This window comes from Prevotella sp. khp1, from assembly GCF_900102205.1.
Taxonomy (GTDB): Bacteria; Bacteroidota; Bacteroidia; order Bacteroidales; family Bacteroidaceae; genus Prevotella; species Prevotella ruminicola.
Genome location: NZ_FNJZ01000005.1, coordinates 123,912 through 150,334, shown reverse-complemented (window position 1 = coordinate 150,334; position 26,423 = coordinate 123,912). Strand labels below are relative to the sequence as shown.

The 26,423-nt window shown below is 47.2% G+C and carries 17 protein-coding genes; 8 read left to right on the top strand and 9 right to left on the bottom strand.

The features are described 5' to 3' along the window. Positions 1-2: 2 nt before the first annotated feature. The 3 genes from recA to BLR73_RS12995 form a co-directional block, all read right to left on the bottom strand. Entirely contained in the window at positions 3-1,025 is a 1,023-nt protein-coding gene (gene recA, locus BLR73_RS13005; protein ID WP_013063920.1) for a recombinase RecA, read from the bottom strand. Positions 1,026-1,065: 40 nt separating this feature from the next. Next, positions 1,066-2,304 carry a saccharopine dehydrogenase family protein gene (locus BLR73_RS13000; RefSeq protein WP_013065478.1) on the bottom strand — a complete coding sequence of 413 codons (1,239 nt, stop codon included), beginning with the start codon at positions 2,302-2,304 and terminating at the stop codon, positions 1,066-1,068. 104 nt (positions 2,305-2,408) lie between these two features. Further along, complete coding sequence (locus BLR73_RS12995; protein ID WP_091862730.1) at positions 2,409-3,014, bottom strand: DUF6621 family protein; 606 nt, start codon at positions 3,012-3,014, stop codon at positions 2,409-2,411. A gap of 205 nt (positions 3,015-3,219) precedes the next feature. Here BLR73_RS12995 and nhaD point away from each other — a divergent pair, with 205 nt between their 5' ends. After that, positions 3,220-4,551, top strand: coding sequence for a sodium:proton antiporter NhaD (nhaD, locus tag BLR73_RS12990; protein ID WP_033151010.1), 1,332 nt, complete (start codon positions 3,220-3,222; stop codon positions 4,549-4,551). Between the two features lie 36 nt (positions 4,552-4,587). On the opposite strand, the gene BLR73_RS12985 is transcribed toward nhaD, so the two are convergent. Genes BLR73_RS12985 through BLR73_RS12970 form a run of 4 tightly spaced genes read right to left on the bottom strand, consistent with a single transcriptional unit; the run spans position 4,588 to position 14,070 of the window. Further along, positions 4,588-7,323: an ATP-binding protein gene (locus tag BLR73_RS12985; protein ID WP_176763695.1), complete on the bottom strand. Its 2,736-nt coding sequence runs from the start codon at positions 7,321-7,323 to the stop codon at positions 4,588-4,590. Positions 7,324-7,341: 18 nt separating this feature from the next. Further along, positions 7,342-10,113: an ATP-binding protein gene (locus tag BLR73_RS12980; protein ID WP_176763694.1), complete on the bottom strand. Its 2,772-nt coding sequence runs from the start codon at positions 10,111-10,113 to the stop codon at positions 7,342-7,344. Positions 10,114-10,115: 2 nt separating this feature from the next. Beyond that, on the bottom strand, positions 10,116-12,098 hold the full coding sequence (locus tag BLR73_RS12975) for a PAS domain-containing sensor histidine kinase (RefSeq protein WP_091862721.1): 1,983 nt from the start codon (positions 12,096-12,098) through the stop codon (positions 10,116-10,118). A 1-nt stretch (position 12,099) separates the two neighbouring features. Then, entirely contained in the window at positions 12,100-14,070 is a 1,971-nt protein-coding gene (locus BLR73_RS12970) for a sensor histidine kinase (protein WP_176763693.1), read from the bottom strand. Between the two features lie 217 nt (positions 14,071-14,287). Here BLR73_RS12970 and frr point away from each other — a divergent pair, with 217 nt between their 5' ends. From frr to BLR73_RS12955, 3 genes are read left to right on the top strand one after another with little or no spacing between them, the layout of a single operon-like run. Beyond that, complete coding sequence (frr, locus tag BLR73_RS12965; protein ID WP_013064196.1) at positions 14,288-14,848, top strand: ribosome recycling factor; 561 nt, start codon at positions 14,288-14,290, stop codon at positions 14,846-14,848. Next, complete coding sequence (gene rsgA / locus BLR73_RS12960; RefSeq protein ID WP_091862716.1) at positions 14,849-15,778, top strand: ribosome small subunit-dependent GTPase A; 930 nt, start codon at positions 14,849-14,851, stop codon at positions 15,776-15,778. Between the two features lie 10 nt (positions 15,779-15,788). Beyond that, positions 15,789-18,242 (top strand): alpha/beta hydrolase family protein, encoded by a 2,454-nt coding sequence (locus BLR73_RS12955; protein WP_091862713.1) that lies wholly within the window; start codon positions 15,789-15,791, stop codon positions 18,240-18,242. A 41-nt stretch (positions 18,243-18,283) separates the two neighbouring features. Here the strand turns inward: BLR73_RS12955 and mnmA are convergent, their stop codons facing one another. Beyond that, complete coding sequence (mnmA, locus tag BLR73_RS12950) at positions 18,284-19,363, bottom strand: tRNA 2-thiouridine(34) synthase MnmA (RefSeq protein WP_091862711.1); 1,080 nt, start codon at positions 19,361-19,363, stop codon at positions 18,284-18,286. 167 nt (positions 19,364-19,530) lie between these two features. Here mnmA and BLR73_RS12945 point away from each other — a divergent pair, with 167 nt between their 5' ends. From BLR73_RS12945 to BLR73_RS12935, 3 genes are read left to right on the top strand one after another with little or no spacing between them, the layout of a single operon-like run. After that, the gene (locus BLR73_RS12945; protein ID WP_091862709.1) at positions 19,531-20,532 is read left to right on the top strand and encodes an SPFH domain-containing protein; all 1,002 of its coding nucleotides are present in this window, start codon (positions 19,531-19,533) and stop codon (positions 20,530-20,532) included. A gap of 27 nt (positions 20,533-20,559) precedes the next feature. Then, positions 20,560-20,751 carry a type II toxin-antitoxin system antitoxin gene (locus BLR73_RS12940; protein WP_091862706.1) on the top strand — a complete coding sequence of 64 codons (192 nt, stop codon included), beginning with the start codon at positions 20,560-20,562 and terminating at the stop codon, positions 20,749-20,751. Positions 20,752-20,763: 12 nt separating this feature from the next. After that, the gene (locus BLR73_RS12935) at positions 20,764-21,963 is read left to right on the top strand and encodes an alpha/beta hydrolase (RefSeq protein WP_091862703.1); all 1,200 of its coding nucleotides are present in this window, start codon (positions 20,764-20,766) and stop codon (positions 21,961-21,963) included. 42 nt (positions 21,964-22,005) lie between these two features. Here the strand turns inward: BLR73_RS12935 and BLR73_RS12930 are convergent, their stop codons facing one another. Further along, positions 22,006-23,925, bottom strand: a complete 1,920-nt coding sequence (locus BLR73_RS12930; RefSeq protein WP_091862700.1) for an alpha-glucuronidase — start codon at positions 23,923-23,925, stop codon at positions 22,006-22,008. Positions 23,926-24,032: 107 nt separating this feature from the next. Between BLR73_RS12930 and BLR73_RS12925 the strand changes: the two genes are divergently transcribed. Then, positions 24,033-26,396, top strand: a complete 2,364-nt coding sequence (locus tag BLR73_RS12925) for a beta-galactosidase (RefSeq protein WP_091862697.1) — start codon at positions 24,033-24,035, stop codon at positions 26,394-26,396. Positions 26,397-26,423 lie beyond the last annotated feature (27 nt).

Here is a 26,423-nt window from a genome sequence, read left to right as displayed (position 1 = left end):
TATTATTTCTTGTCAGCGATAGCTTCCATAATCTTTGCTTCGAGTTCCTCGCAAAGCTCTGGGTTATCCTTGAGCAGCGCTTTTACTGCATCGCGGCCCTGGGCCAGTTTCGAGTCGCCATAGCTGAACCATGAACCACTCTTCTTGATAATCTCGTACTCAACACCCAGATCTACAATCTCGCCAATCTTTGAGATGCCCTCGCCAAAGGTAATCTCGAATTCGGCCTTGCGGAATGGGGGAGCTACCTTATTCTTAATCACCTTTACGCGTACCTGGTTACCAATGATGTTGTCGCCATCCTTAATGGCAGTAACCTTGCGGATATCCAGACGTACTGAAGCGTAGAACTTCAGGGCGTTACCACCTGTGGTAGTTTCGGGGTTACCGAACATTACGCCAATCTTCTCACGCAACTGGTTGATGAAGATACAGGTAGTGTTGGTCTTCGAGATGGTTGAGGTGAGCTTGCGGAGTGCCTGGCTCATCAGACGGGCCTGCAGACCAACTGCAGAATCACCCATGTCGCCCTCAATCTCCTTCTTAGGAGTCAGAGCGGCTACAGAGTCGATGACGATGATATCGATAGCACTCGAACGAATCAACTGGTCGGCAATTTCCAGAGCCTGCTCACCATTATCGGGCTGTGAGATATAGAGGTTCTCTACATCAACACCCAGGTGGGCTGCATAGAAACGGTCGAAAGCATGCTCGGCATCGATGAAAGCGGCAATACCACCATTCTTCTGGCACTCGGCAATAGCGTGGATAGCCAGTGTGGTTTTACCTGACGACTCGGGACCATATATCTCGATGATACGACCTTTGGGGTAGCCACCTACACCTAAGGCTGCATTCAAACCTATCGAACCTGTTGGGATAACTTCTACATTATCTATCTGCTCGTCTCCCATGCGCATAATCGAGCCCTTACCATAGTCTTTCTCAATCTTCGACATGGCAGCCTGAAGCGCTTTCAACTTCTCCTGCTGAGGCGACAAGGCCTCATCTTTTTCTTTTGCCATAGTTAGTTATACTATTTGATGAGTTATTATTTATAATTGATTATAATTCCAAGTCGCCATCGTGGATCTCATGCCAAGGCAGACCCTGCTTGTTGAGCTGCTCCATGAATGGATCGGGATCGAACTCCTCTACGTTGTGCACACCTGGGGTGTTCCAAAGACCCTTGCAGAACATCATGGCACCAATCATTGCAGGTACACCTGTGGTGTAGCTAACACCCTGCATACCTGTCTCCTCGTAAGCGGCACGGTGGCTGCAGTTGTTGTATACATAATAGGTGTGCTCCTTGCCATCGTTGCCAATACCACGGATGCGGCAGCCGATAGAGGTTTGTCCCTCGTAGTTCTCGCCAAGATCCTGTGGGTTAGGCAGCACAGCCTTCAGGAACTGCAGAGGTACAATTTTTACCTTGGCAGTACCAGTACCATCGGCCAATGGAGCCTCGTACTCTACCTCGTCGATACGGCTCATGCCAATATTCTGAATCACTTCGAGGTGCTTCAGATACTGCTGACCGAAGGTCATCCAGAAACGGGCACGCTTGATGGTGGGGTAGTTGATAACCAGACTCTCGATTTCCTCGTGGTGCAGCAGGTAGCTGTCGCGAGGACCGATCTCTGGATAGGTAAGATCCTTGTGAATCTCCAGAGGCTCAGTCTCAACCCACTTGCCATCTTCCCAGTACAGTCCCTTCTGGGTAATCTCGCGGATGTTGATCTCTGGGTTGAAGTTGGTAGCGAAAGCCTTGTGGTGGTCGCCAGCGTTACAGTCAACAATATCCAGATACTGAATCTCCTTGAAGTGATGCTTGGCAGCATAAGCGGTGTAGATTGAAGTTACACCTGGGTCGAAACCGCAGCCCAAGATAGCTGTCAGTCCAGCCTTCTCAAAGCGCTCGCGATAAGCCCACTGCCATGAGTACTCAAAGTGAGCCTCGTCCTTTGGCTCGTAGTTGGCTGTATCGAGATAGTTGCAACCGCAAGCCAAGCAAGCATCCATAATAGTCAGGTCCTGATAGGGCAGGGCCAGGTTGATAACCAGCTCGGGCTTGAAGTCGTTGAACAGCACCTTGAGCTGCTCTACATCATCAGCATCAACCTGAGCGGTCTTAATATCCATTTTATATCCAGCCTTGTGGATATCCTCCACAATCTTATCGCACTTGGCCTTACGGCGACTAGCAATCATAAACTCTGTAAACACGTCAGCGTTCTGAGCAATCTTAAACGCTGCAACGGTAGCCACGCCACCAGCGCCAATCATTAATACTTTTGCCATAGTCCTATAATTTTTAATGTTAATACTTCGTATTGAGCCCTCTCACGTTCGGCATAGCTCAAGCAAGCTTGGCTTTGCTCTCACTTAATCGAGGCCTTTAATCTTTAATCTTTAATCTCGTCGGCTTTGATACCGAGTGCTGCCATTAGCGAGTAGCCTAAGATTTCCTGACGATAGTTACCGCCTGTTTGTGGCTGCATGCTGAACACGGTGATGCGCTTATCATCATCGTCGGCATGGCGCAACGTCTCGCGTACCTTATTATATATAGAGGCATCTTCGGCATTAGGAATCACCATCAGGCGCTTAATGTTCTTCTGGGCGCAAACCAGTTCGAGTACCTCGCAAAAGAAATCGCCAGTCTTGGCAAACTCTTCGGGCTGGTAGGCATTGATGGTAAACTCGCCCAGATGATCCTTGAATGCCTTTTCGCTCAAGTCGTTAGCATAGTTTCCTGGTACGAAGTTTTTCATCTGCTGCTGGTCCTTCTGGTGAATCAGGATTACCTGTATCTCGTTCTCACCCTCTCTCACGCCGCCATCGAGTGCCACGCAGTCAAGCCACTTGGCGATATCTGCCTGTGGAATGCGTCTTCCAATCATGCGCTCGAAGTTAACAATGAGATTAAATGCCACAGTGTCAACGTAGTCTGCATCTACCAGTACCACGTTGTCACTCCACTTTACTTCATTATTCAGTTCGTTGTTCATATGGAGTGCAAATATACAAACTTTTTCGCTAAGCAACAAACTTTTCGGGTTTTATTTGGTATTCTTCTAACTTATTATTACCTCTGAGCTTCGCTCTAAGGTACTTCCGTTCGAGAAAACTCAAATAATATTTGGTTTTCTTCTCACTTATTCGTACCTTTGCAGCCAAATTCAAAACAATAATTAAAAAGTATTCTAAACAAAAATGTCAACATTAACAATTTTGATTGTCGTTGTGTTCTGTATAGGCTATCTTTGTATAGCTCTTGAGAGCCTGACAAAAGTAAATAAAGCGGCTATTGCGCTGCTGATGTGTGTGCTGTGCTGGACACTGCTTATGCTTGATCCAATGTCGTATTATCCCAGCTTACTGGGCAGTGATGTGATGCACCACATATCCGAAGTTATCGAACATCATTTGGGCGATGCCGCAGGTACCTTGTTCTTCCTGATGGGTGCCATGACCATCGTAGAGATTGTAGACTCAAACGGTGGTTTTAACTTTGTTCGCGATGCCATAAAGACACGCTCTAAGCGTAAGCTGATGTGGCGAATGGCCTTTATGACCTTCTTCCTTTCAGCTATTCTTGATAACCTAACAACATCTATCGTGATGATTATGGTGCTGCGTAAGTTGGTTCAGAGTCGTAACGACCGATTGATCTATGCAGCTCTGGTAGTTATCTCGGCTAACTCGGGAGGCGCATTCTCGCCTATTGGCGATGTAACCACCATCATGCTTTGGATTAAGGGCGTTATTACTACTCAGGGTGTGCTGACCGAAATCTTTATCCCATCGCTGATTTCTATGCTGGTACCTGCCTTTATCCTGCAGTATCAGTTGGAAGGCAAGTTTGATAAGGAGCAGAATCTGCCAAAGGCCGATGTCAGTACCTTTACCAAGTCGCAGCGCGACATCATCTTCTGGCTGGGTGTAGGCGGTCTGTGCTTTGTGCCCATCTTCAAGACGATTACTCATCTGCCTCCATTCATGGGCATCCTGCTTGTTCTGGGTCTGCTTTGGACAGTTACAGAGATCTTCCACTACAGTGCTTCGGATGATGACACCATGGCCAAGCGTGTAAGCGATCTGCTGTCGCGTATCGACCTGTCTACCATTATGTTCTTCCTGGGAATCCTGATGGCTGTAGCCGTACTGCAGGAGGTTGGCGTACTCACCATGCTGGGTGGCGTACTTGATACCACTTTCGAGGGTAATCACTTCCTGGTAACAGGTATTATCGGTGTGCTCTCGTCGATTGTTGATAATGTGCCTCTGGTAGCCGGATGTATGGGTATGTATCCTGTGGCTGCTACTGGCGATATGGCTATCGATGGTATCTTCTGGCAGTTGCTGGCCTACTGTGCTGGTGTGGGCGGTTCAATGCTTATCATCGGATCGGCTGCTGGCGTGGTTGTGATGGGTCTCGAGAAGATTACCTTTGGCTGGTATATGAAGAAGATTACCTGGGTGGCTTTTGTGGGCTATCTGGCAGGTATTCTTACTTACTGGGTTGAAAGAGCATTGTTCTTCTAAATAATAAGCCCTCGCTAAATGGCGAGGGCTTTTTTTTTATTTCCTTGGTATCCACATCCAGAAGGTAGAACCATGACCTTCACCTTCTGATTCAACACCAATCTTTCCTTCGCATCGTTCGGCAATAGCCTTACAGATACTCAATCCTAAACCTGTACCCTGTACAAAGTCGTTCAGCTTTACAAAACGCTCAAACACAGCAGCCTGCTTATCCTTGGGGATACCAGCACCTGTATCTTCGCAGTAGAAGTAGATGCCGCCATCCTGCTCGCGATAGCCCACCTTGATGTGTCCTTCGTGGGTGTACTTGATGGCATTGGTGGTAAAGTTGGTAAGTACCTGTTGTATGCGGCCCTTATCGAGCGTGGCAGGGAAGGTGTCGTATGGATTATCCTTAATGAACTGTACGCCTGCCTCATCTACACGCTGTGCCAATGTCTGACAGATGTCGTCGAATACCTTGGCAAAGTCAACCTGCTCGGGTTGGATGGCCAGTGCCTGACCCACATTCGAGGCTTCGAGGATATCGTTGATGAGTCGCATCAGCATGTCGCAGTTGTTGCGGATAATGCGGATAAACTCCATACGCTCGCTATGTTCCTCAACCACTGGCAACAGATCGCTGAATCCCACAATGGCATTCAGTGGCGTGCGTATCTCATGGGTCATATTAGCCAGGAAGGCTGCCTTCATCTTACCTGATTCCTCAGCGCGCAGGGTCTCGTCTTTCAGTTTCTGCTGGGCTTCCATCAGGGTGTCGATGTTACGAGCCACACCAAAATACTGATATACCTTTCCATTCTCATCGAAACTAGGAATACCGCTGATGGCATACCATACAGGATTAGGGTTGATAACGGTGTACTTGAAGTGGATGGTTTGGTTGTATGGCTTAGCTTGGGCAATTGTTGCCATAGCATCCTTGAGTGCATTTTCGCTAAACTCGTCAGTTACGCCTCCATAGAATTCATCCAGAGTCTTGGTATAGTCGGTTTTGCGACCACTATAACTGAAGTGGATGAGTCCCTCTTTCAAGTCGAATGTCCAAACAAACATCTTACAGGTTTCAAGCAGATAACCCAGTTGGTTCTCGTAGGTCTTGATATCTTCGGTGGCTTTACGAATCTCGGTATCGTGCCTATGCTGTTCCAGATATAGGTGTCGTTCGGCAGTCATATCGCGGGCCGTTACCACGTAGAACTGCATCTCGCCATTCTCATCGAATGTTGGGCGCACCTTAATCTCGATATACTTGTAGATGCCAATCTCGGGATAGAACATGCGCTGACAAACGTGGAAGTTCTCTTTGTCGCCTTTGTGGTACAGGCCTTTTACCAGGGGAACTTCGAACAGGTTCATCTGGCGGAAGAACTCCTCGCCATCCTTGTCAAACTCGCAGAGGTCGGCCATGCGACGGTTCACGTCAATCAGTTTACCATCCTTGTCATAGAACGACATGGCTATCAAGCCATACTCGAACATGTTCTGGTATTTGCTGGCTATCTCTTCGTTCATGCGCTCCTCTTGTACCTCGTTGGTGTAATCCCTGAACGAGGTAATGATGTAACGTGGTTTGTCTTCGTCGTATTCTACTACGGCGTGTCCCTCAATCCAATGCCAGTCGGGTTTTTCTATTGTTCCTCTGTTATAACGACGCTTCAGATAGCCCAGATCCTTATGACCTTGACTCATTAAGCGCATGGCTTCGCTGAATTTACCCTTCTCTTCTTCGGGTAGGCGATCCATAAATACGGCGTGACTCATACCTTCTTCAGGTAGCATGTCGCCATATCTGTTTTTCAACCATTGTGTCTGGATGTCGAACTCAATCACATAGTATTTACCTGAACTCAGTGCTTTCTGCATCATCTCGTTCAGGTCAACCGATTTCTCAACAGCCTTTCGAACGCGGGTACGCATCACCTGACTGAACAGCAGGAAGATGATGGCTGCTGCGATGATGCCAACCAGCAGAATGAGTGCCATGGGCGATGCATCGTTGTGTACATTCTCGGGATGGAACCACCTGTCGTATATCCTTTCGACATCGCCCGACTGCTCCATACGTGCAAACGTATCGTCGATGGCGTGAATCAGATCCTTATCGTAACCGATGATACGCAACTCGCCAGCAGGGATGTCGGTCTCGTCAAACTCAATGCCATCAATGTTCAGCTCCTTAACCTTCATCATCAGTGGCTGTTCGCCCCACATGTAGTACTTGTACTTGCCACTTCGGATACCCATCAGGGCCTCGCGGGGTGAATGGTATTCTACCCTAAACGGCTTGCTCTTCTGTTCGGCTACCTTCAAGTCTACATAGTCGTTTTTCTTCACTGTCAGTGTATCATTCTTAGTAAGCTGACTGATGCGTCGGAGTGGACGGGTACCCTTCAGTCGTACAGCCCTTACATTATAATAGGTAATCATGTTCTGGGTGTACTCGAATGGGGGACGGTCGTATTTAAACTTCAGACAGTGGATAAGGTCGGCCTCGTGCCTGTCGAAAGTCTCTGTACACTGGTACCACTCTTTCATGATGAACTTGTGCGGAATACCCAGTTTGTCTAATATCAGATTCAGCACCTCAACATTGTAGCCATCAGGTTCGCCCATGTCGTTTCTGAACTCATAAGGCGGAAACTCCCAGTCGCTCACAATAATCAGCGGTTTATCGGTGGTGTATTCACGTATATATTTAGCTGCCGCTTGCTGCACGTGGCACAAGGCAAGCAAACTGGTAATAGCAAGTATGAATATCTTTTTTGTCATGATCATCAAGTTTCGGATTTAACAACGTTCCATTTCAATCAGCTTACAAGGTATCGAGAACCATACCATGGTGCCCTTGCCTTCGGTAGATTTAAGCTCTATCTGTCCGCCCATATACTCTACCAACTCATGGCAGATACTGAGACCCAAGCCTGCACCATTGTTGGCACCGGTTACAAATCGGTCGAATATGTGCTCGATGTCTTCTTGCTTAATGCCACATCCGGTATCTTCTACCGATACAATCAGGCGGTCGGCAATAAATTCGTAGCGTGCCAATACCGATCCCGAGGTGGTGTGTTGTATGGCATTAGTGAGTATCTTGTTGAGAATCATCGATACATTGGGCTCATCAATCTCAACTATCAATCGCTTAAACGGATTCTGTGCAATATACTCTACGCCTGGTTGCCTGTGGTTGTCCCATACAGATGAGCAACGGCCCTCGAAAATGCTGGCCAGATCGATGGGCTGAGGCGAGATGGTAATCATGCCGGCATCCAGTCGCGACAGGAACAGAATGTCGTTGATCAGTTTGAGCAGCGAGGCCGAGCTCTCCTTAATCTCATTGATAAATACAGCCTCGTCTTCAGGCGAGTGATCCATCTCAAACAATTCGGAGAATCCTACTACCGTATTCAATGGTGTACGTATCTCGTGGCTCATGTTGTGCAGGAAGGCGTTCTTCACTGTCTCTACCTCCTGGGCACGAACCGACTCCAATGCTAGTTTCTCTTCCACGGCCTTTATATCACTGATGTCACGAATCAGTCCGAAGTATTCCACTATCTGTCCATCCTTATAGGTGGGCACAAAGTTAAACTGCAGGTACAGGGTTACGTGGTCCTTGCGCCTGATGCAGGTCTTGATTTCGGCTCGCAGACTGCCAGGCTGCTTATTATCCATCTTGTTCAGTATGCGCAGTGCCTGTTTCTCTGATGAGGGGGCGATGAATGCCAATGCCCTGGTTTGGGTTAGCGAATATTTCTCGTGATTGATTTCGCTGAATACGGTTAGTGTGTGCGTGTCAAGGTGATACTTGGCCAGACTGATGCCTCCTACTGCCAGCACATAGTCGATGTTACGCACATAGCTGGTAACCTCGTCCTGTGCCTCTTGCAGTTCGTTGGTGTTCTCCTGCAGCTGTCGGTACGAATGGGCAACCTCGGTTACATTACGTCCAGAACCGAAGAAACCGATGCGCTTACCATTGTTATCGCGGATAGGCATTACCTGCAGCTCGTAGTATAACTTGTCGCGTTCCAACAGATTGTTCAGTGTACGCCCATCGTCAGGTCCGTTGTAAATCTGTGTGGCATAGAAGATTTCGAAGTCGTCGAGATCCAAATCTTCTATACCCAGCACATCGGATAGTGAGATGTGCAGTTTTTTGATTGTTTCTATGTCAACTCCTACTACAGCAAGTGATTTGGAGTTCATATCGGTGATATAACCATCGGCATCATAGTACACCATATCAACCATAGCCGAGTTAAACAGCGACTGATAACGCAGCATCGACTCCTTAATGAGCTGTTGGCGCATACGCTCCTGGGTGGTATCGGTCTTCGAACAGATAATAACTGATGGTTTCTTGTGTTTATCGCGTCGCAATACCGACAGGGTAGCCGTATAGTTGTTGCTATGAATCAGGTCGTTCTCGTATTCCTTGAGTTGCAAGGTATAGGTGGGAACTTTCTCCTCGATAACCAGGCGCAAGGCTTCGGTAAGTTGCGTAAAGTCGTTAGGATCGAATCGGTGTGAGAATTCCAGCAGCGAATAGTTGCGCTCGGGGTAGCCGGCCGAATCCATCATCACAAAGAACTGTGAGGCCACATCGTAAGTACAGAACTTTACGTTACTGGTACGCATAACCAACGACAGACGTTCGTTTTCCTTCAAGATCTTCTTTGTCATTTTGTGTTCGCGAATCTTGAAGAAGGCATAGTAAATGATTATGGCCAAAGCCAGGATGGCAAAGAACTTAATCCAATCCCAAATCCACGAAGGGATACCCGATTCCTGGCGCTCTGGGTAGAACCACTTGTTCTGGATAGCAGTCAACTGATCGTTGGCGCGCAGTTTCGAGTAAACACTGTCCAGTTGCGCCAGCAGGTGATGGTCGTTGGCAAAGAACTTATATTCGCCATAGGGAAAGTCGAAGGGAGTGAGTTCCAGGTTGTCGGTATGGTATTTCATCATCAGCCACTTCAGCGACATAGAGTTCCAAAGTATCACACCTTTGTTTTCAGAACTTACTGTCTGTATGGCCTCTTTCATGTCGTCGAAGGGGATGATTTCCTTGGCCCATCCGTTATCAATCAGTTTGTGGTGACTGAAACTGCCCTCATGCACAATGATAGAGTAGTCGGTAAGGTCTTTTCCTGCCTTGGCATGGATAGCCTGACTTTTAGGAGTTACCAGACTATGGGTGAATATCTGCACAATGGTTTTTCCGTAGGATGAGTTGTTGCGGGCAAAGTCGGCATCCATTCTCAGCATCAGGTCCGACTTATGGTCTTTCAGGTCTTTCTGTGCTTCCAGAGTAGGGCGTAGTCTGATAACGTATGGAATGTCGAGTTCTTTGAAAATCATCTTCAAAAGGTCGATATTATAGCCGTCAGGTTCGCCGTTCTCGTTCAGGAATACATAGGGCCACAGGTCCCAGGCATCCTCATACACCAGCGGTCGCTGATCATTGTAAACAATGATGCTGTCTTTTTGAGCGTATGCGGTGCCAAATGACAGGTGGCAGGCCAAAAGTAGTACAAATATTCTAAATCTATTCATAATCATTCAGTAATTTCTTGTTTACATGGAATCCATACCCAGAAGGTAGAGCCACAATCCTTGCCTTCGGATGTAACGCCAATCTCGCCACCGCTATTGTCGGCAATAAGCTTGCAGATGCTCAGACCCAGACCTGTGCCCTGTACAAAATCATTCAGCTTTACAAAGCGGTCGAACACTTTTCCCTGGTGCTCCTTGGGTATGCCAGCACCGGTATCTTCGCAGTAGATGTACAAGCCTTCCTTATCCTGTCGCATCTGCTGCTCATAACCAATCTTTATATGCCCCTGTTGGGTATATTTGATGGCATTGGTAACAAAGTTGGTTACTATCTGTTGGGTACGTCCGCCATCAATGGTTGTGATATAGGTGGGGTAGGGACTCTCTACCAGGAATTCTATTTTGGGGTTCTTAATGCGCTGTGCCAACGAGGTGGCCACGCTGTTAAAACACTTGGCAAAGTCGGTTCTGGTGGGCTTGACGATGATGTCGCCACTCTCTAACGATGAGAGTGCCAGGATATCGTTCACCAGACGTAACAGCATGTCGCAGTTGTTGGATATCACTTGTATAATACCCTCTCGCTCTTCGGGTGTACTCATGGTTGCCAATACATCCGAGAAACCTACGATGGCATTCAGTGGGGTACGTATCTCATGACTCATGCTGGCCAGGAAGGTACTCTTGCGCATACCCGCCTGGTTAGCGCGTTCGGTTTCTTCCTTCAGTTGTTCCTGCTTGTAAATCAGGTCGGTTACGTTTCTTACCACACCATAGGTGCCTGTCTGCTTGCCGTTCTCATCATAGTATGGAATGCTATCGATAAAGGTCCACTCCAGTTCATCGCTGTCGTGGAAGAACGGACGCATATGGGTCAGGGTCGACTTAGGCTCGTTAAAGAACTCGTAGGGATGGCGTAATCCTTCGGCAAACGGATCGTCGATAAAGTGTGATATGAGCTCGTCGAAACCCATTTTGCTTTCTATCACGCTCATCTCGCGATAGAAGGTAACCTCGCGTTTCTCGAACGAGGTGCGGAAAAAGTGCATGTCAACATTCTCCATCAGGTATTTCAGCTCTGTCTCGTACTGTTCGATGGCCTGGTTGGTACGTTGCAGCGATGCTTCGTTCTCCTTGTCCTGTTGGTATAGCTCACGTTCCTGGGTAACATCTCGCATATACAGTGTGAAGAACTCCAATTGGTGATCTTCATTGAAAATGGGATGTATTCTTATTTCTGAATAACAGTTCACGCCACGCTCATACATCACTGTCTTGGTGCAGAAGTAGAGGTCGTCGGTAAGATCCTTTCGTAGAATATAACGGAAGGTGGGCAGGTCAAACAGTGTGTAGCGGTGATAGTAAGGGTCGTCTTCTGTCTTAAACTTCAGTATCTCGCGCAACTTCTGGTTGGCTGTTAGCAGATGGCCATCCTTGTCGTAGAAAGCCTGCCCCACGATGCTCTGTTCAAACAGTTTGCGATAGCGGTCGGTTAGTTCCCGTTCTTCCTTTTCGGTCAGTATCTGGTCGGTCTGGTCGTCCAGAATACAGTAAAAATTGATTGGCGTTTTCTTGTCATCATAGTCGTATTCCACAATACCTATATCGTGAATATAGCGCCATTGTTCTTCATGCTTGTCCAAACTGCTATCCCATCTGAAGATACACTCCGATGATTCGGCACCTTTTACTAACCGAATAATAAACTCGCTATAGAAATGACGGTCGTCGGGGTGTATGTATTCCAGACTCTGTTCGAAAGTCATACCGTTGGCAGGCAGGAAATCGCCATATAGGTTATAGGCCAGGTGGTTTTGCAGTTTGAGTCGTACCACATAGTTGTTGTCGTTTAGTGTGCGTTGCATGATGGTAGCCATATCCTTGGCTCTCCAGGTATTCTTTCGAATGCTGTAGAGTGTAATGCGGTTCAATATCATGCCTATGATAATCACCACCAGGGTTAATATAACTATCAGTATCTGCATACTATATCACTATTTTTCTTTCAAAGTCAATCATCTCGCAGGGCAGGGCGATAAAGAACGAGCTACCCTTGTCGGGTTCCGACAGCACATCGATGGTACCGCCCATCTGTTCTATCATCTCTTTTACGATAGGCAGGTCCAGTCCTGTGCCAATGCGCTTGTTCTTGCCATCGCTTACAAAGCGGTCGAACATCTTGGTGGCATCTTCCAGGTCCATACCGCCATCTGTGCTGTCAACAATCACAATCAGCTCGTCGTGCAGGTATTCGTATCTTGATTTGATAAGTCCCTCGTTGGTACTCAAACCTACATAGTTACACAACTTCTCGATGGCAATACCCAAGTTGTGCTTATCTATTTTCACGCGAAGCGATTTATAGGAGTTGTTGATGATCTTTCTGGCATCATTGCTCGTCTCGCTCCAACCATGCTGGCACCAACTGTCGAACAAGGTGGCAAAGTCGTGCACCTCGTAATTGTATTCTATCATGTGGGCATCCAGACGCGATATGAACAGGATATCGTTAATCAGGTTCAACAGCACATCTGTGTTCTTCTTGATTTCGTTGGCAAATATCGGCTCGTCTTCCAGACTATGCTCTGTTTTGAACAAGTCGGCAAAACCAATCACTGCGTGTAAGGGCACGCGCAGCTCATAGCTCATGTTCAACAGGAAGGCGTTCTTCAGCTGCTCCTCTTCCTGGGCTTTGGCTGTTTCTTCCTGCAGTCGCATTTCAGTGTACGACATCTCTGTGTCGTTTCGTAGCAGACCGAAGTAATGCGTTACTATGCCATCGTGGTTGGTGATGGGCATCAGGTTAAAGTTCAAGTAAATGTCGCGTCCCTGTTTGTCGGGCAGTTTGGTATGCAGTGTTTCTGATATCGTGTCCAAACGTCGTTTGTCCATATGCAGAATCAAGTGCTTGGCTTTGGGACGGTCGTCGCTATGTATCAGTGCCACCGCATGTAGCTGTGCTATACGTTTACCTGTTTCGCTCAAGTCGCTCAGAATCTCCAGTTCATGGGTGTCGGGGTAATAGTTTACCAAACGAGCCTCACTAATTTTCAGCGAGTAGTTGATATCTCTGATGTATTGCTGTATCTCTTTGGTACGCTTCTCAATCAGTCTGCTGGCTTCCTTCTGCTTGTGTGTCGACTCTACCATCTCGGTAATGTCTCTGCCTGCTGCAATCACACCATAAAGCTGGTTGTCCTCGTTTCGGATAGGCCCTAACATCACCTCATAGTATATCTTGCCTTGGCGTGTTACCTCGGGAACACGCTCATCGGTAGCTTTTGTCTGATTGATATCGGTAATCGACGATAGCTGGGTGTGCTCTATAGTGCGTACGTCCATCTCCCTGTACGAGGGAATATCGGTCATTTTCATCTGGCGGTCAAGCAAGGCTTGAGGGTTTTTCACACCAAATGTCTCGCAGGCTTTATCGTTCAGGTCGGCCAGATAGCCATCTGCATCATAGTAAATCATGTCAACTAGCGACGAGTTAAATACTGTGTGGTATCTCAGCATCAGTTTTCGGGTATTCTCTGCCCTTTGCTGCTCCAGAGTAATGTCGCGCTGGGTACCTAGAATCTCGCTTGGCATGTCGTGGCGGTTCCTGTGCAGTACCGAGAGGGTTATCTCGTAGCATTTCACTAATCCGTCTTTGTTGGGTGCACTCTTCACGGTCAGTGTTTCCGATAGGATTTCTCTGTTCTGTATGTTTGTAATGGCTTTCTTTATCTTTTTAAAGTCATCGCGGTCGTAAAGCTGTGAAAAGTCGAAAGGTGTATAGAGTGTTTCGGTCAGATCCTGTTTTGATATAACCTTAAATAAATTCTTCTTGGTATGATAGGTCCAGGTGTCAGTTTTGTTGGCATCCATAATCAGTGTCAGTTGCATATTCAGCCGCTGTACTTTCCTGGTTATTTTGCGTTCGCGATAGTAGATGAGCCGATTGTATACTACCATGCCAATAACGGATATCAAGAAAACCGCTATCAGATAAATATATATATGATTGCTGTATATAAGCATAAATTGTCCGTAAGTATGGTAGTAAACACCCGCAAAGATAGCTGATTTTGCGCAAATAACAAAATTTTTGAACGAAAAAAACGCATTTATTTGGAAGTTTCGCAGAAAAACGTTACTTTTGTCATCAGAAAATGACTAAAAGTACAAAAATATGGTTGACGTAAAAGAAATTTTAAACAAGAGCGAAGAGCGCATGGAAATGGCGGCTATGTACCTCGAGGAGGAGCTGAATCGTATCCGTGCCGGCCGCGCCAACGTGGCTATTCTCGATGCTGTGCGCGTAGAAGTGTATGGCAGCAAGGTGCCCCTCAATCAGGTGGCTAACGTGAGTGTGCCCGATCCTCGTACCATTGCTATCAAGCCTTGGGATCGCAAGGAGATCCGTAACATCGAGAAGGCTATTATGGATAGCGATGTAGGTATCACTCCTGAGAATAATGGTGAGATTATCCGATTGAATATTCCTCAGCCCACTGAGGAGCGTCGTCGCGATCTTACCAAGCAGTGCAACAAGATTGCCGAGAAGGCTAAGGTTGAGGTACGTAACGTGCGTGGTGATATCAAGGATAAGCTTAAGAAAGCAATTAAGGATGGTCTGTCGGAGGACTTGGAGAAGGATGCCGAGGCTGAGCTCCAGAAGTTGCACGATAAGTTTATCAAGAAGATTGATGAGCTGATTACGGCCAAGAACAAGGAAATCATGACCGTATAAATGCGCGGACTTGTTATTAAGAATACAGGCAGCTGGTACACCGTCTTAACCGACGATGGCCAGCTGATTGAGTGTAAGATAAAGGGTAACTTTCGATTGAAAGGTATCCGTAGTACAAACCCTGTGGCTGTGGGCGATAGGGTTGGGATTGTGCCTAACAACGAGGGTACGGCGTTTATTACTGAGATTGAGGATCGCCGTAATTATATTATCCGTAAGAGTATCAACCTCTCCAAACAGAGTCATATCTTGGCGGCTAATGTCGATCAGGCCATCTTGGTGGTTACAGTGGTAAACCCACAGACATCTACTACTTTTATCGATCGTTTCCTGGCTTCGGCCGAGGCTTATCGCGTGCCGGTTATCCTGGTATTTAATAAAACCGACCTGCTCGATGAAGATACACACCGCTATCAGGAGGCGATGGTACATCTGTATCAAACCATTGGCTATGAGTGTTATCAGATTTCGGCCGAGACAGGTGCAGGTGTTGAGGCTCTGCAACCCTTGCTCAAGGATAAGATAACCTTGCTGAGTGGTAACAGTGGCGTAGGTAAATCAACGCTTATTAACCGTTTAGTGCCTGGTGCTAGTCAGCGTACAGCCGAAATCAGCGATGCCCATAATACGGGTCAGCATACCACCACTTTCAGTGAGATGATTCGGTTGGATGAGGGCTGGCTTATCGATACCCCAGGTATTAAGGGCTTTGGTACGTTCGATATGGAGCCAGAAGAGCTTACCAGCTATTTCAAGGAGATATTCCATTTTTCTCAGGATTGCAAATTCTCAAATTGTACCCATACCCACGAACCTGGTTGTGCTGTGCTCAAAGCACTCGAGGACCATTACATTGCCGAAAGCCGCTATCAGTCATATCTCTCGATGCTCGAGGATAAGGACGAAGGCAAATATAGAGCAGCTTATTAAACAAACATAAATGAAAAGACTTATTACAACACAAATGCTGTTGGCCATTGGCATGATGGCTACAGCCCAAGTAAAGACGCCTGTAACCGAGTTTAATCTTGCAGGTCCTTATGCAGTTTCAGCCCCTTTTGCTATCGATACAGTTGATGTGCAGGGCAAGAAGTTCGATCCCGTTTCGCAGTTGGGTTCCATTGCTTTAACCTCTCACTTTACAGGAAAGTTCTCTGGTCAGGTACTCCCATCATTGCCTGATAGTAAGAGCGTAGGTTTGCTGAGTTTCTATGTTAATAACTCCGATTTTATCAAGGGTAAGATTGAGGTGAAAGGTCCCAAGCACTCCAAGCTTTTTATAGATGGTGTTGAGGCTGGCGGTGAGTTAAAGCTTGCACCCGAACATCACACCTTTACCATCCAGTATCTGGCCGAGCCTAAGGATACCGATTCTGTCCAGGTGGTTATTGAATCAGAATTGTCAACTGTCAATTATCAATTGTCAACTGATGCTCGCCATCCTTATATGGTACACGATCTGACAGATGGTAAGCGCGTTCGTGGTATCAATCTTTCGGCCGATGGTCAGTTTGTTTGTGTGTCTTATCAGACAACCGACCGTGGTGGTAACACTCGTTGGAATTATGAGTTGCGCGATGTGAAGTCTGGTCGACTGATTTCGCAGCCTTCACGCAATCCACGCTGGATGCCAAAAAGCATCGCTTGGTTGGAAGAGGAGAAAGAGGGTAGTCATCGCGTATTATATAAGGTTGACCCCAAGACAGGTGTTCGTACGCGTTTTGCCTATGATATCCCAGAGGGTAGCTACACGGTTTCTCCTACCGAGGATTATCTCATTTTTACGCTTGAAGAAGAAGGTCCACAGGAGGATAAGGAAGTATTCGAGATTCTCGAGATGGATGATCGCCAGCCTGGTTGGCGCAAACGTAACTATCTGGCCAAGTACGATATCAAAACGGGTATTACCCAGCGTATTACCTTTGGTAATAAGGGCGAGTATCTGTATGATATTTCACAGGATGGTAGTAAGCTGTTGGTTATCAGCAATCGCTCTCGTCTTACTAAGCGTCCCACCACTGTGTCTGATGTGTTTGTGATGGATGCTCAGACATTGAAGGTTGATACGCTGCTTTCAGGTGCTGAATTCCTGGGTGGTGGTTCTTTCTCGCCAGATGGATCGCAGATATTGTTTGTGGGTAATCCCGAGGCCTTTAATCGTATCGGTTGCCAGTTGCCTGCCGAGGTTACACCTAGTATGACAGAGAATGAACTTTTCCTGTTTGATATCGCTTCAAAACAGGTTAAGCCCTTAACTAAGGATTTCGATCCTTCAATTGATGATGTCGATTGGTCATGGGCTGATGGACAGATTTACTTCTCAGCCGAAGATCGCGATTATGTCAATATGTTTGTACTGAATCCTAAGACGGGGAACATAACAAAACTGCCTGTGAAGGGCGATTATACTTATCGTTTTAATATGGCTGCCCATGCTCCTGTACTGGCATATCTGTCGTATAAAACGATGGAGCCTGCATCAGCCTATGTAGCTACTATTAAGAACGCAAAGTTCAATGCTCATAGTTTAATGTTCAATGGCAAAGAGGCACTTGGCGATGCTGAGATTGGAACCTGTCAGGATTGGAACTTTACCAACAGTAAGGGCGATACCGTTTATGGTCGTCTTTATCTGCCTAAGGATTTCGATGCAACCAAGAAGTATCCTATGATTGTTTACTATTATGGTGGTTGCTCGCCTGTGTCGCGTTATTTCGAATCTCCATATGCTCCACAGTATTGGAACTCTCTGGGGTATGTAGCTTATATCCTTGAGCCCAGTGGTGCAACCGGTTTTGGTCAGGAGTGGGCATCGCGCCATGTTAATACCGCTGGTCGTGGTCCTGCCGAGGATATCATCGAGGGAACTAAGAAAATCTGCGAGGCTCATCCATTTATTAATAAGGATAAGATTGGTTGTATGGGTGCTTCGTATGGTGGCTTTATGACCCAGTACCTGCAAACACAGACCGATATCTTTGCTGCCGCTGTTTCGCATGCCGGTATTGCCAACCACACCAGTTATTGGGGCGAGGGCTATTGGGGCTATAACTACAGCGAGGTGTCGATGGCCAACAGCTATCCTTGGAGTCATCGCCAGTTGTATGTCGATCAGAGTCCGCTGTTCAATGCCGATAAGATCCACACACCACTGTTGCTGCTCCATGGAAATGCTGATACCAACGTGCCGCTCATCGAGAGTCTGCAGATGTTCACTGCTCTGAAGCTCTTAGGCCGCGAAGTATCGCTGGTTGAAGTTGAGGGTGAGAATCATCACATTCTCGATTATTCTAAGAAAGAAAAGTGGTTGGCCACCCAGATGGCGTGGTTCCAGAAGTGGCTGAAGGACGATCCCACTTGGTGGGACGCTCTCTATCCCAAGAAACATCTCTAAACAAACAATAAATCCCTCGCTTACCGGCGAGGGATTTATTGTTAAATGGTGATTTCGCCAGAGCCTAAGCAGCGATGATGATCCTTGTCGTAAACTACACAGAACTGACCAGGTGCCACACCGTGGATTTTATCTTTTGAGTGAACCATGCAAGTACTTGGACTTGTCCACTCTAATGTGGCCGGATGGTATTCTGGTGTGTGGCGAATCTTAAAGGTAACCTCCGTTGGCTGTAACTCCTTAGTGAGGAAATGGAAATCGTGCACAGGGAAATCGGCCTTATAAGCTGTTTCGGGATCGTAGCCGTGCGATACATATAATATATTATTAGCCACATCTTTCTTAACTACAAACCAAGGACCGCCACCAAAGCCCATGCCCTTACGCTGACCAATGGTGTGGAACCACAAACCCTTGTGTTCGCCAATACGTTTGCCTGTTTCCAGTTCAATCACATCACCTGGTTGTTCGCCAAGATACCTGCGAATATAGTCGTTATAATTAATCTTTCCTAAGAAACAGATACCTTGCGAATCCTTACGTTTTGCATTAACCAAATGCTCGCGTTCTGCTATCAAACGCACCTCATCCTTTACATAATGACCTATTGGGAACAGGGCCTTCTTCAGCTGCCAGTCAGCTATCTGTGCCAGGAAATCAGTCTGATCTTTCACAGGGTCAGGACTGGTGCAGAGCCACTTGTCACCATTCTCGTCTGTTTCGGTCATAGCATAGTGACCTGTTGCAATCAGGTCGTAGTCGTGACCACGCTTCTCGTCAAAGGCTCCAAACTTAATCAGTCGGTTGCACATGACATCGGGATTAGGTGTTAATCCTGCACGTACTTTGTCCATGGTGTACTTAGTAACCTGGTCCCAATACTCCTTGTGACAGTCGATAACCTCCAGTTTGCATCCAAACTTATGCGATACAGCAGTAGCCATCTCCAAGTCCTCCTCGCTCGAGCAATCCCATTCTTCTTCCTCTTCCGGACCAATCTTAATATAGAAACAATCAGGATGCAGTCCCATACGAGCGAACTCGTATACGACTACACTGCTATCTACACCGCCCGAAAGCAACACTGCAATGCGCTTATTCTCAATGTCTTTTATGTTCATGGGTGCAAAGGTACTAAATAATTGATAATTGACAATTGATAATTGATAGTTGATAGTTAAATATGGTTAATGTTCCCTCAAAATCCATTGTTGATTCGGAAACAGTTTATATCTTTGCGATATCAAAATGATATCAGATCGAATTATAAATATTAAACATTAAGATTATGGAAAATAAAGTGATCGACAAGTCGCTTGCTACCGTAGGGACGCAAGAATGTACATTTAATGGAATGGTCCTAAACGGATTCCTCATGTTGTTTGTAACAATAGCATTGGCATTAGCAAATATCTATGCTGGTATAAAGTGGATTATCCTTTTGACAGACACAGATGGAGCCAATGGTGGCTGGCAGCTACTCGGCTGTGCAGTCCTCTTAATTGTAAGCATTGTGCTGATGTGTGGATTCCTGATGTTGGAACCCAACGAGGCACGTGTACTTACATTCTTTGGAAAGTATAGAGGTACGTTCACGAGGACTGGATACTTTTGGGTTAACCCATTATTATCTTCTAAGAAGGTTAGTCTGCGTGCGCGAAATCTGGATGCAGAGCCTATTAAGGTAAACGACAAGACTGGTAACCCTGTAATGATTGGCCTGGTACTGGTTTGGAAACTGAAGGACACCTACAAGGCTCTGTTCGAGGTTGATACACAAACCATGGCCGCTAATCCTGCTGCTATAGGTAGCGACACCAAGGGACTGATGAACGCGCTCGAGAATTTTGTACGTGTGCAGAGCGATGCTGCCCTGCGCCAGGTGGCTGGTCAGTATGCCTACGATGATGAGGACACCAAGACAGGCGAACCTACCCTGCGCTCGAGTGCCGATGAAATCAACGAGCAGTTGGAGCAGAAACTGGATGAGCGCTTGGCACTGGCAGGTATCGAGGTGGTAGAGGCCCGCATCAACTATCTGGCCTACGCTCCTGAGATTGCAGCCGTAATGCTGCGTCGCCAGCAGGCAAGTGCTATCATCACTGCACGCGAAAAGATTGTAGAGGGCGCTGTATCGATGGTAAAGATGGCACTCGATAAGCTCTCGAGCGAGGAGATAGTAGAACTCGACGATGACAAGAAGGCTGCCATGGTTAGTAATCTGCTGGTAGTGCTCTGCGGCGATGACAACGCTCAGCCTGTAGTCAATACAGGAACACTAAATCATTAAACATTAAAGATTAAACATTAAAGATTAATGCCAGAGAAGAAATCCACTAAGAGTTTTATCCTGCGTGTAGATAGTGACACGATGGACGCAATAGAGGCCTGGGCTGCGGACGAGTTCCGCAGCACCAATGGCCAGCTGCAGTGGATCATCACCGAGGCCCTGCGCAAAGCCAAGCGTCTACCAAAAAAGAAGAAGAACAATGAAACCAGAGAAGATTAAAGTTAAAGCGAAATGAAAAAACTATTCTTCACCCTTGTCTTAGCCTGCATAGGCCTGACCGCCACTGCGCAGGAGGTGCGCAGAAGTTGGAGTGGTAATCTGGAAGCGATGGGACAGAAACTGCCCATCGTACTGAACCTGGTTGACGGCAAGTGTACGCTCGATAGTCCTGCCCAAGGTGCAACAGGCATCCCTGCCACTGTAGACCTGCTCACAAAAGACTCGATAAAGATCAGCGTCAAGTCGCTTGGTGCCACATATGTTGCATGCTTTGTAGATGGTCAACTGCAGGGAACTTTCGCCCAAGCAGGTATGAAGTTGCCACTCAACATGAAAGAGATCTCGCCCGATGGTCCCAATCGTCCACAAACACCAAAGGGACCATTCCCCTACACCACAGAAGAGATGACATTTACCAACACCAAGGCTGGCGCAACTTTGGCAGGCACACTAACTGTTCCTAAAGGCGGAGCTAAATGCGTAATGATTATGGTGACAGGCAGTGGACCAGAGAATCGCGACGAAGAAATCTATGCCCATAAGCCTTTTGCTGTGATAGCCGACCGCCTGGCTCGCGCTGGCATAGCCACACTGCGATACGATGATCGTGCCACAGGTCAGTCGGTGGGTGGAGATATGAAAAACGCCACATCGATCGACTTAGCCGAAGATGCCGCTGCAGGCATCGAGTGGCTGCGTGCGCAGAAGCGATTCAAGAAGGTGGGACTGCTGGGTCACAGCGAGGGCGGACTGATAGCCTTTATGCTGGGTGCACAAAAGAAAGTAGACTTCATTGTATCACTGGCTGGTCCAGCAGTTAAGGGTGATAGTATCCTGCTATATCAGAGCAGAAACAGCGGCAGTCCACTTGCTAAGGGTATCACCATGGAGTATCTGCGCAATATGATGAAGGGCAATAAGTGGGTGGAGTGGTTTATGGACTATGATCCAACTGAAAATATCGCCAAGACCAAGTGCCCAGTGCTAGCACTCAATGGCTCAAAGGATTGTCAGGTACCTGCCGCACAAAACATCCCCGTGTTACGCCGTCTGTTACCTAAGAACAAGAAAACGAAGATTAAAGAGTATGAAGGACTGAACCACCTGTTCCAACACTGTAACACAGGTAGCCCTGATGAATACTATAGTATTGAAGAGACCATCGCAGAAGAGGTGCTTGCAGATATTGTTGGTTGGGTCAATAAGCTATAACAAATAAAAATCCCTCGCTTATTGGCGAGGGATTTGTTGTTTTTATTTCTTTGTAAAACTACTGAAGTAATCCATACATACTTTCTGCCATTCCTTGGCATTTTCGAGTTGATGCTGTAAGCGGGCATCTACTTCTTGCCAGCGCTGCTCGTCGATGTTTGGTTTGGTCTCGTTCCAGATGCGGATAAAGTCCTCAACCTCTTTCACGCCACGTGCGTAGCGGTAGTCCATCTCTTCAAGTACGGTGCGACCGCTTTTCAGTCGGTAGCTCCATGGCACGCGGTGGAACCACAACAGGTAGCGCTCTGGACAGGTGTTGATGTTGTCGTACAGTGTGCAGTAAGGCTCTCGATACTGTGCTGTGGCATTCGAACCAGTATGTGTGCGGTCGAAACCAATGCTGTCGTTGTTGGCCTTATGGTAGTAAACAGGGCACCACTCCAGGGGAAGGTGTGCATTGTAACCATCGGGCTCGGGTCCGTAGTGCTCATCAAATGCAAAGATATGGTGCAATCCTATTGGCATCATATAATCTACACAAGCTTCGCGACTACGCAGCATCATCGACTTTAATGCTTCGTTATTCGAAGCATTAAATGTCAGACCCAGCCATTCTTCTGCAATCTGCTCGCTGGTCAGGTCCGGATTCCATGCCAGACGACCAAAGGCATACCAGTTGGCCTGCGAGAAGTGGTGTCCACACCAGTTCTTGTCCAGTCCGATGTTGGCCACACCTGCAATGCCAACTAATTTCTCGGGTGCAACAAATCCAAAGAACTCGCGCCACATGGGGGCTAAGTAGGTAAGGTGGCGCGACTGGCCTAAGTATTCCTGAGTAATCTGCAACTCGGCCATTTGTTTTGTGTTTTTAATATTGTCGAAGATAGGAGCGTACGGTTCGCGTGGTTGGAAGTCCAGAGGACCATTCTTTGACTGCAGAATCACATTGTCGCGGAACTTGCCATCTAGGTCCTTAAATTCGCTTACAGCCTGTTTGACGCGGTCTTCACCACTGTGGGCTGCACCATATACAAAGCTACGCCACATAATAATACCACCGTAAGGCTTTACGGCATCGGCCAGCATGTTGGCACCATCAGCATGTGTGCGCTTGTAGTCGAATGGGCCAGGCTGTCCTTCCGAGTTGGCCTTTACCAGGAATCCGCCAAAGTCGGGAATCTGTGCATATATCTCCTTAGCCTTTGCTTTCCACCAGGCTTTTACTTTGGGGGTCAGTGGGTCGGCAGTCTTTACGGGTTTGCCGCCATTGAATCCCTTGGCAGGAATGCTCATAGGCGAGGCAAAGTTTACCGACAGATATACCTTGATGCCGTAAGGACGCAGAATGTCGGCATACTGCTTTACCTTATTAATATATATAGCCGACAGCATCTTGGGCGAGGCATTCACATTATTCAGTACCGTACCATTGATACCGATCGAGGCATTGGCACGTGCATATTCCTTTATCAGCTCTGCATCTATGGGCTGATCGGGATCCTCTACAAAGATGGTACGACCATGGAATTTTCTTTCGCCAGCTTTTCCTTTCCAGAAAATACTCAATCCAGCGTAGCCGCGCTCGATAGTACCATTTAGGTTGTCCCAGTGGTTCAATATGCGCAGTTTGTAGAATGGCTCACTGCCAGTAGTCTCGCCACGCAACAATGCATAGGCGCCATACAATAATCCAATCTCGTTTTTGGCAGAGATTACACTGTTCACTTTTCCCTGTTCACTATTCACTTTGATGCAGTACGCATCCTGTTTCATACTTGCATCCAGCTTCAAGGTTACATCCTGTTTGCTGTACGCTCTCAGTTCCTGAGCTGCTATACACTCAGGTCCTGTAACTTTTGCTTTGTTAATAGGTTGGTACCTCAGCCACAACTGGTGACCGTCTTCAGCCTTTGCCATCCCAGCAAAGACCAATGCCATTAAGAGTAATGTTAGTTTCTTCATATTTATTGATAATTTTGTTGCAAAAATATAAAAAATCTGTGTAATCCGCGTAATCCGTGCCTAAAAATTTGTACCTTTGCACCAAATAACGAAATAAAAGATACAAAATGAAAAAGATCCAACTACTGATTACTGCTTTATTGCTTATTTTTCCGATGCTGGTACATGCCGGTGATTTCACTGTAGGCAACCAGACATTCCTGTTAAATGGTCAGCCTTTTGTGGTTAAGGCGGCCGAGGTTCACTATCCGCGTATCCCCCGACCTTATTGGGAGCATCGCATCAAAATGTGTAAGGCTTTGGGCATGAACACCCTCTGCATCTATGTGTTCTGGAATATCCATGAGCAGCGCGAGGGGCAGTTCGATTTCACCGATAATAACGATGTGGCAGAGTTCTGCCGTTTGGCACAGAAAAATGGCATGTACGTGATTGTGCGTCCTGGTCCATACGTTTGTGCCGAGTGGGAGATGGGCGGTCTGCCTTGGTGGCTGCTCAAGAAGAAAGATATCCGTCTGCGCGAACGCGATCCTTATTTCTTGGAGCGTGTAAAAATCTTCGAGCAGAAGGTGGGCGAGCAGTTGGCACCTCTTACTATTCAGAACGGCGGCCCTATCATCATGGTTCAGGTCGAGAACGAGTATGGCTCGTATGGCGAGGATAAACCCTATATCTCTGAGATTCGCGATTGCCTGCGTGGCATCTACGGCGAAAAACTCACACTGTTCCAGTGCGACTGGAGTTCAAATTTCGAGAAGAACGGTCTCGATGATTTGGTGTGGACCATGAACTTCGGTACTGGTGCTAATATCGATCACGAGTTTGCACGCCTCAAGCAGTTGCGCCCCAATGCGCCTCTGATGTGCTCTGAGTTCTGGAGCGGTTGGTTCGATAAGTGGGGGGCTAATCACGAAACACGCCCTGCCAAGGATATGGTGGATGGTATGGACGAGATGCTGTCAAAGAATATCTCGTTCTCGCTCTATATGACACACGGCGGTACCTCGTTTGGTCATTGGGCTGGTGCCAACTCTCCTGGTTTCGCACCCGATGTAACCAGTTACGATTACGATGCCCCTATCAACGAGTTTGGTGGCACAACAGAAAAGTTTTTCCAGCTGCGCAAGATGATGCAGAAGTACAGCAAAACACCGCTGCCTGCTATCCCTGCGCGTCCAGCTAATATGATCAATATTCCTGCTTTCGAGATGCGCGAGCATGCCGATATTCTGCTGGGTGCCGACAGTCTGGTGATGAACAGTCCGCTGCGCACCATGGAGGAACTTAATCAGGGCTGGGGATCAATGGTATATATCACCTCGCTGCCCGATATCGATACCCCTAGTGTACTTACACTCAACGATGGACACGACTTTGCACAGGTATTCATCGATAGTACCTATATCGGTAAGATCGATCGTGTACGCAACGAAAAGAGCCTCCTGTTGCCTGCCGTAAAGAAAGGTCAGGAACTTAAGATTCTTATCGAGGCTATGGGCCGTATCAACTTTGGTCGTGCTATCAAGGATTATAAGGGCATCACCGAGAGTGTCACCCTGTCAACCGATAAGGATGGTCACGAACTTATCTGGAACCTCAAGCGTTGGGATATCTTTACCATTCCCGATAGCTATGCAGCTGCCAAGAAGGCACTCGATACTGCCAAGCGCGATTCGCTCACAAAAATGGTGTTCAAGGGCTCAGGCTATTATCGTGGCTATTTCAACCTCAAGAGGGTAGGCGATACCTTCCTGAATATGGAGAACTGGGGTAAAGGTCAGGTGTATGTCAATGGTCATGCCGTTGGACGTTTCTGGTCTATCGGTCCTCAGCAGACTCTTTATGTGCCTGGTTGCTGGCTCAAGAAAGGTAAGAACGAGGTCGTTGTGCTCGATGTTGTTGGTCCTTCGGCCAAGGTATTCTATCTCACCAAGGATGGTAAGCGCCTTTCACCTTGGCTCTTTGCACAGAATAAGCCCGAACTTGATAAGCTGAATATTGAAAAATCGCGGACACATAATAATCCTGGTGATAAGCCTGATTTGAATTCGGCTACTCCCGCACATGTAGGTCAGCTGTCAGCCGGTAATGGTTGGCAGATGGTGCGTTTCGATGCTCCCAAGACTGGTCGCTATTTGGCTATCCAGGCATTATCTACACACGAAGGTAAGGATGTAGTGTCTGTGGCCGAGCTCTATGCTGTTAATGCCGATGGTGCACGCCTCAGTCGTGAACCTTGGACGGTTAAATATGCCGATAGCGAGGAGACGAAACGCGGTAATAATACTGCTGAAAAATCTTTCGATTTGCAAGAGTCAACTTACTGGCGTACTGAGCGTGGTGCGGCCCTGCCACATCTCATGGTTATCGACCTCGGTAGCGAGCAGACAATTACTGGTTTTGATTATCTGCCACGTATGGAGGAAGGAGCCCCCGGCAGCATCAAGGATTACAAAATCTTTGTCTATTAATATAAATTAGGTAAAAAAGTTGTTTGT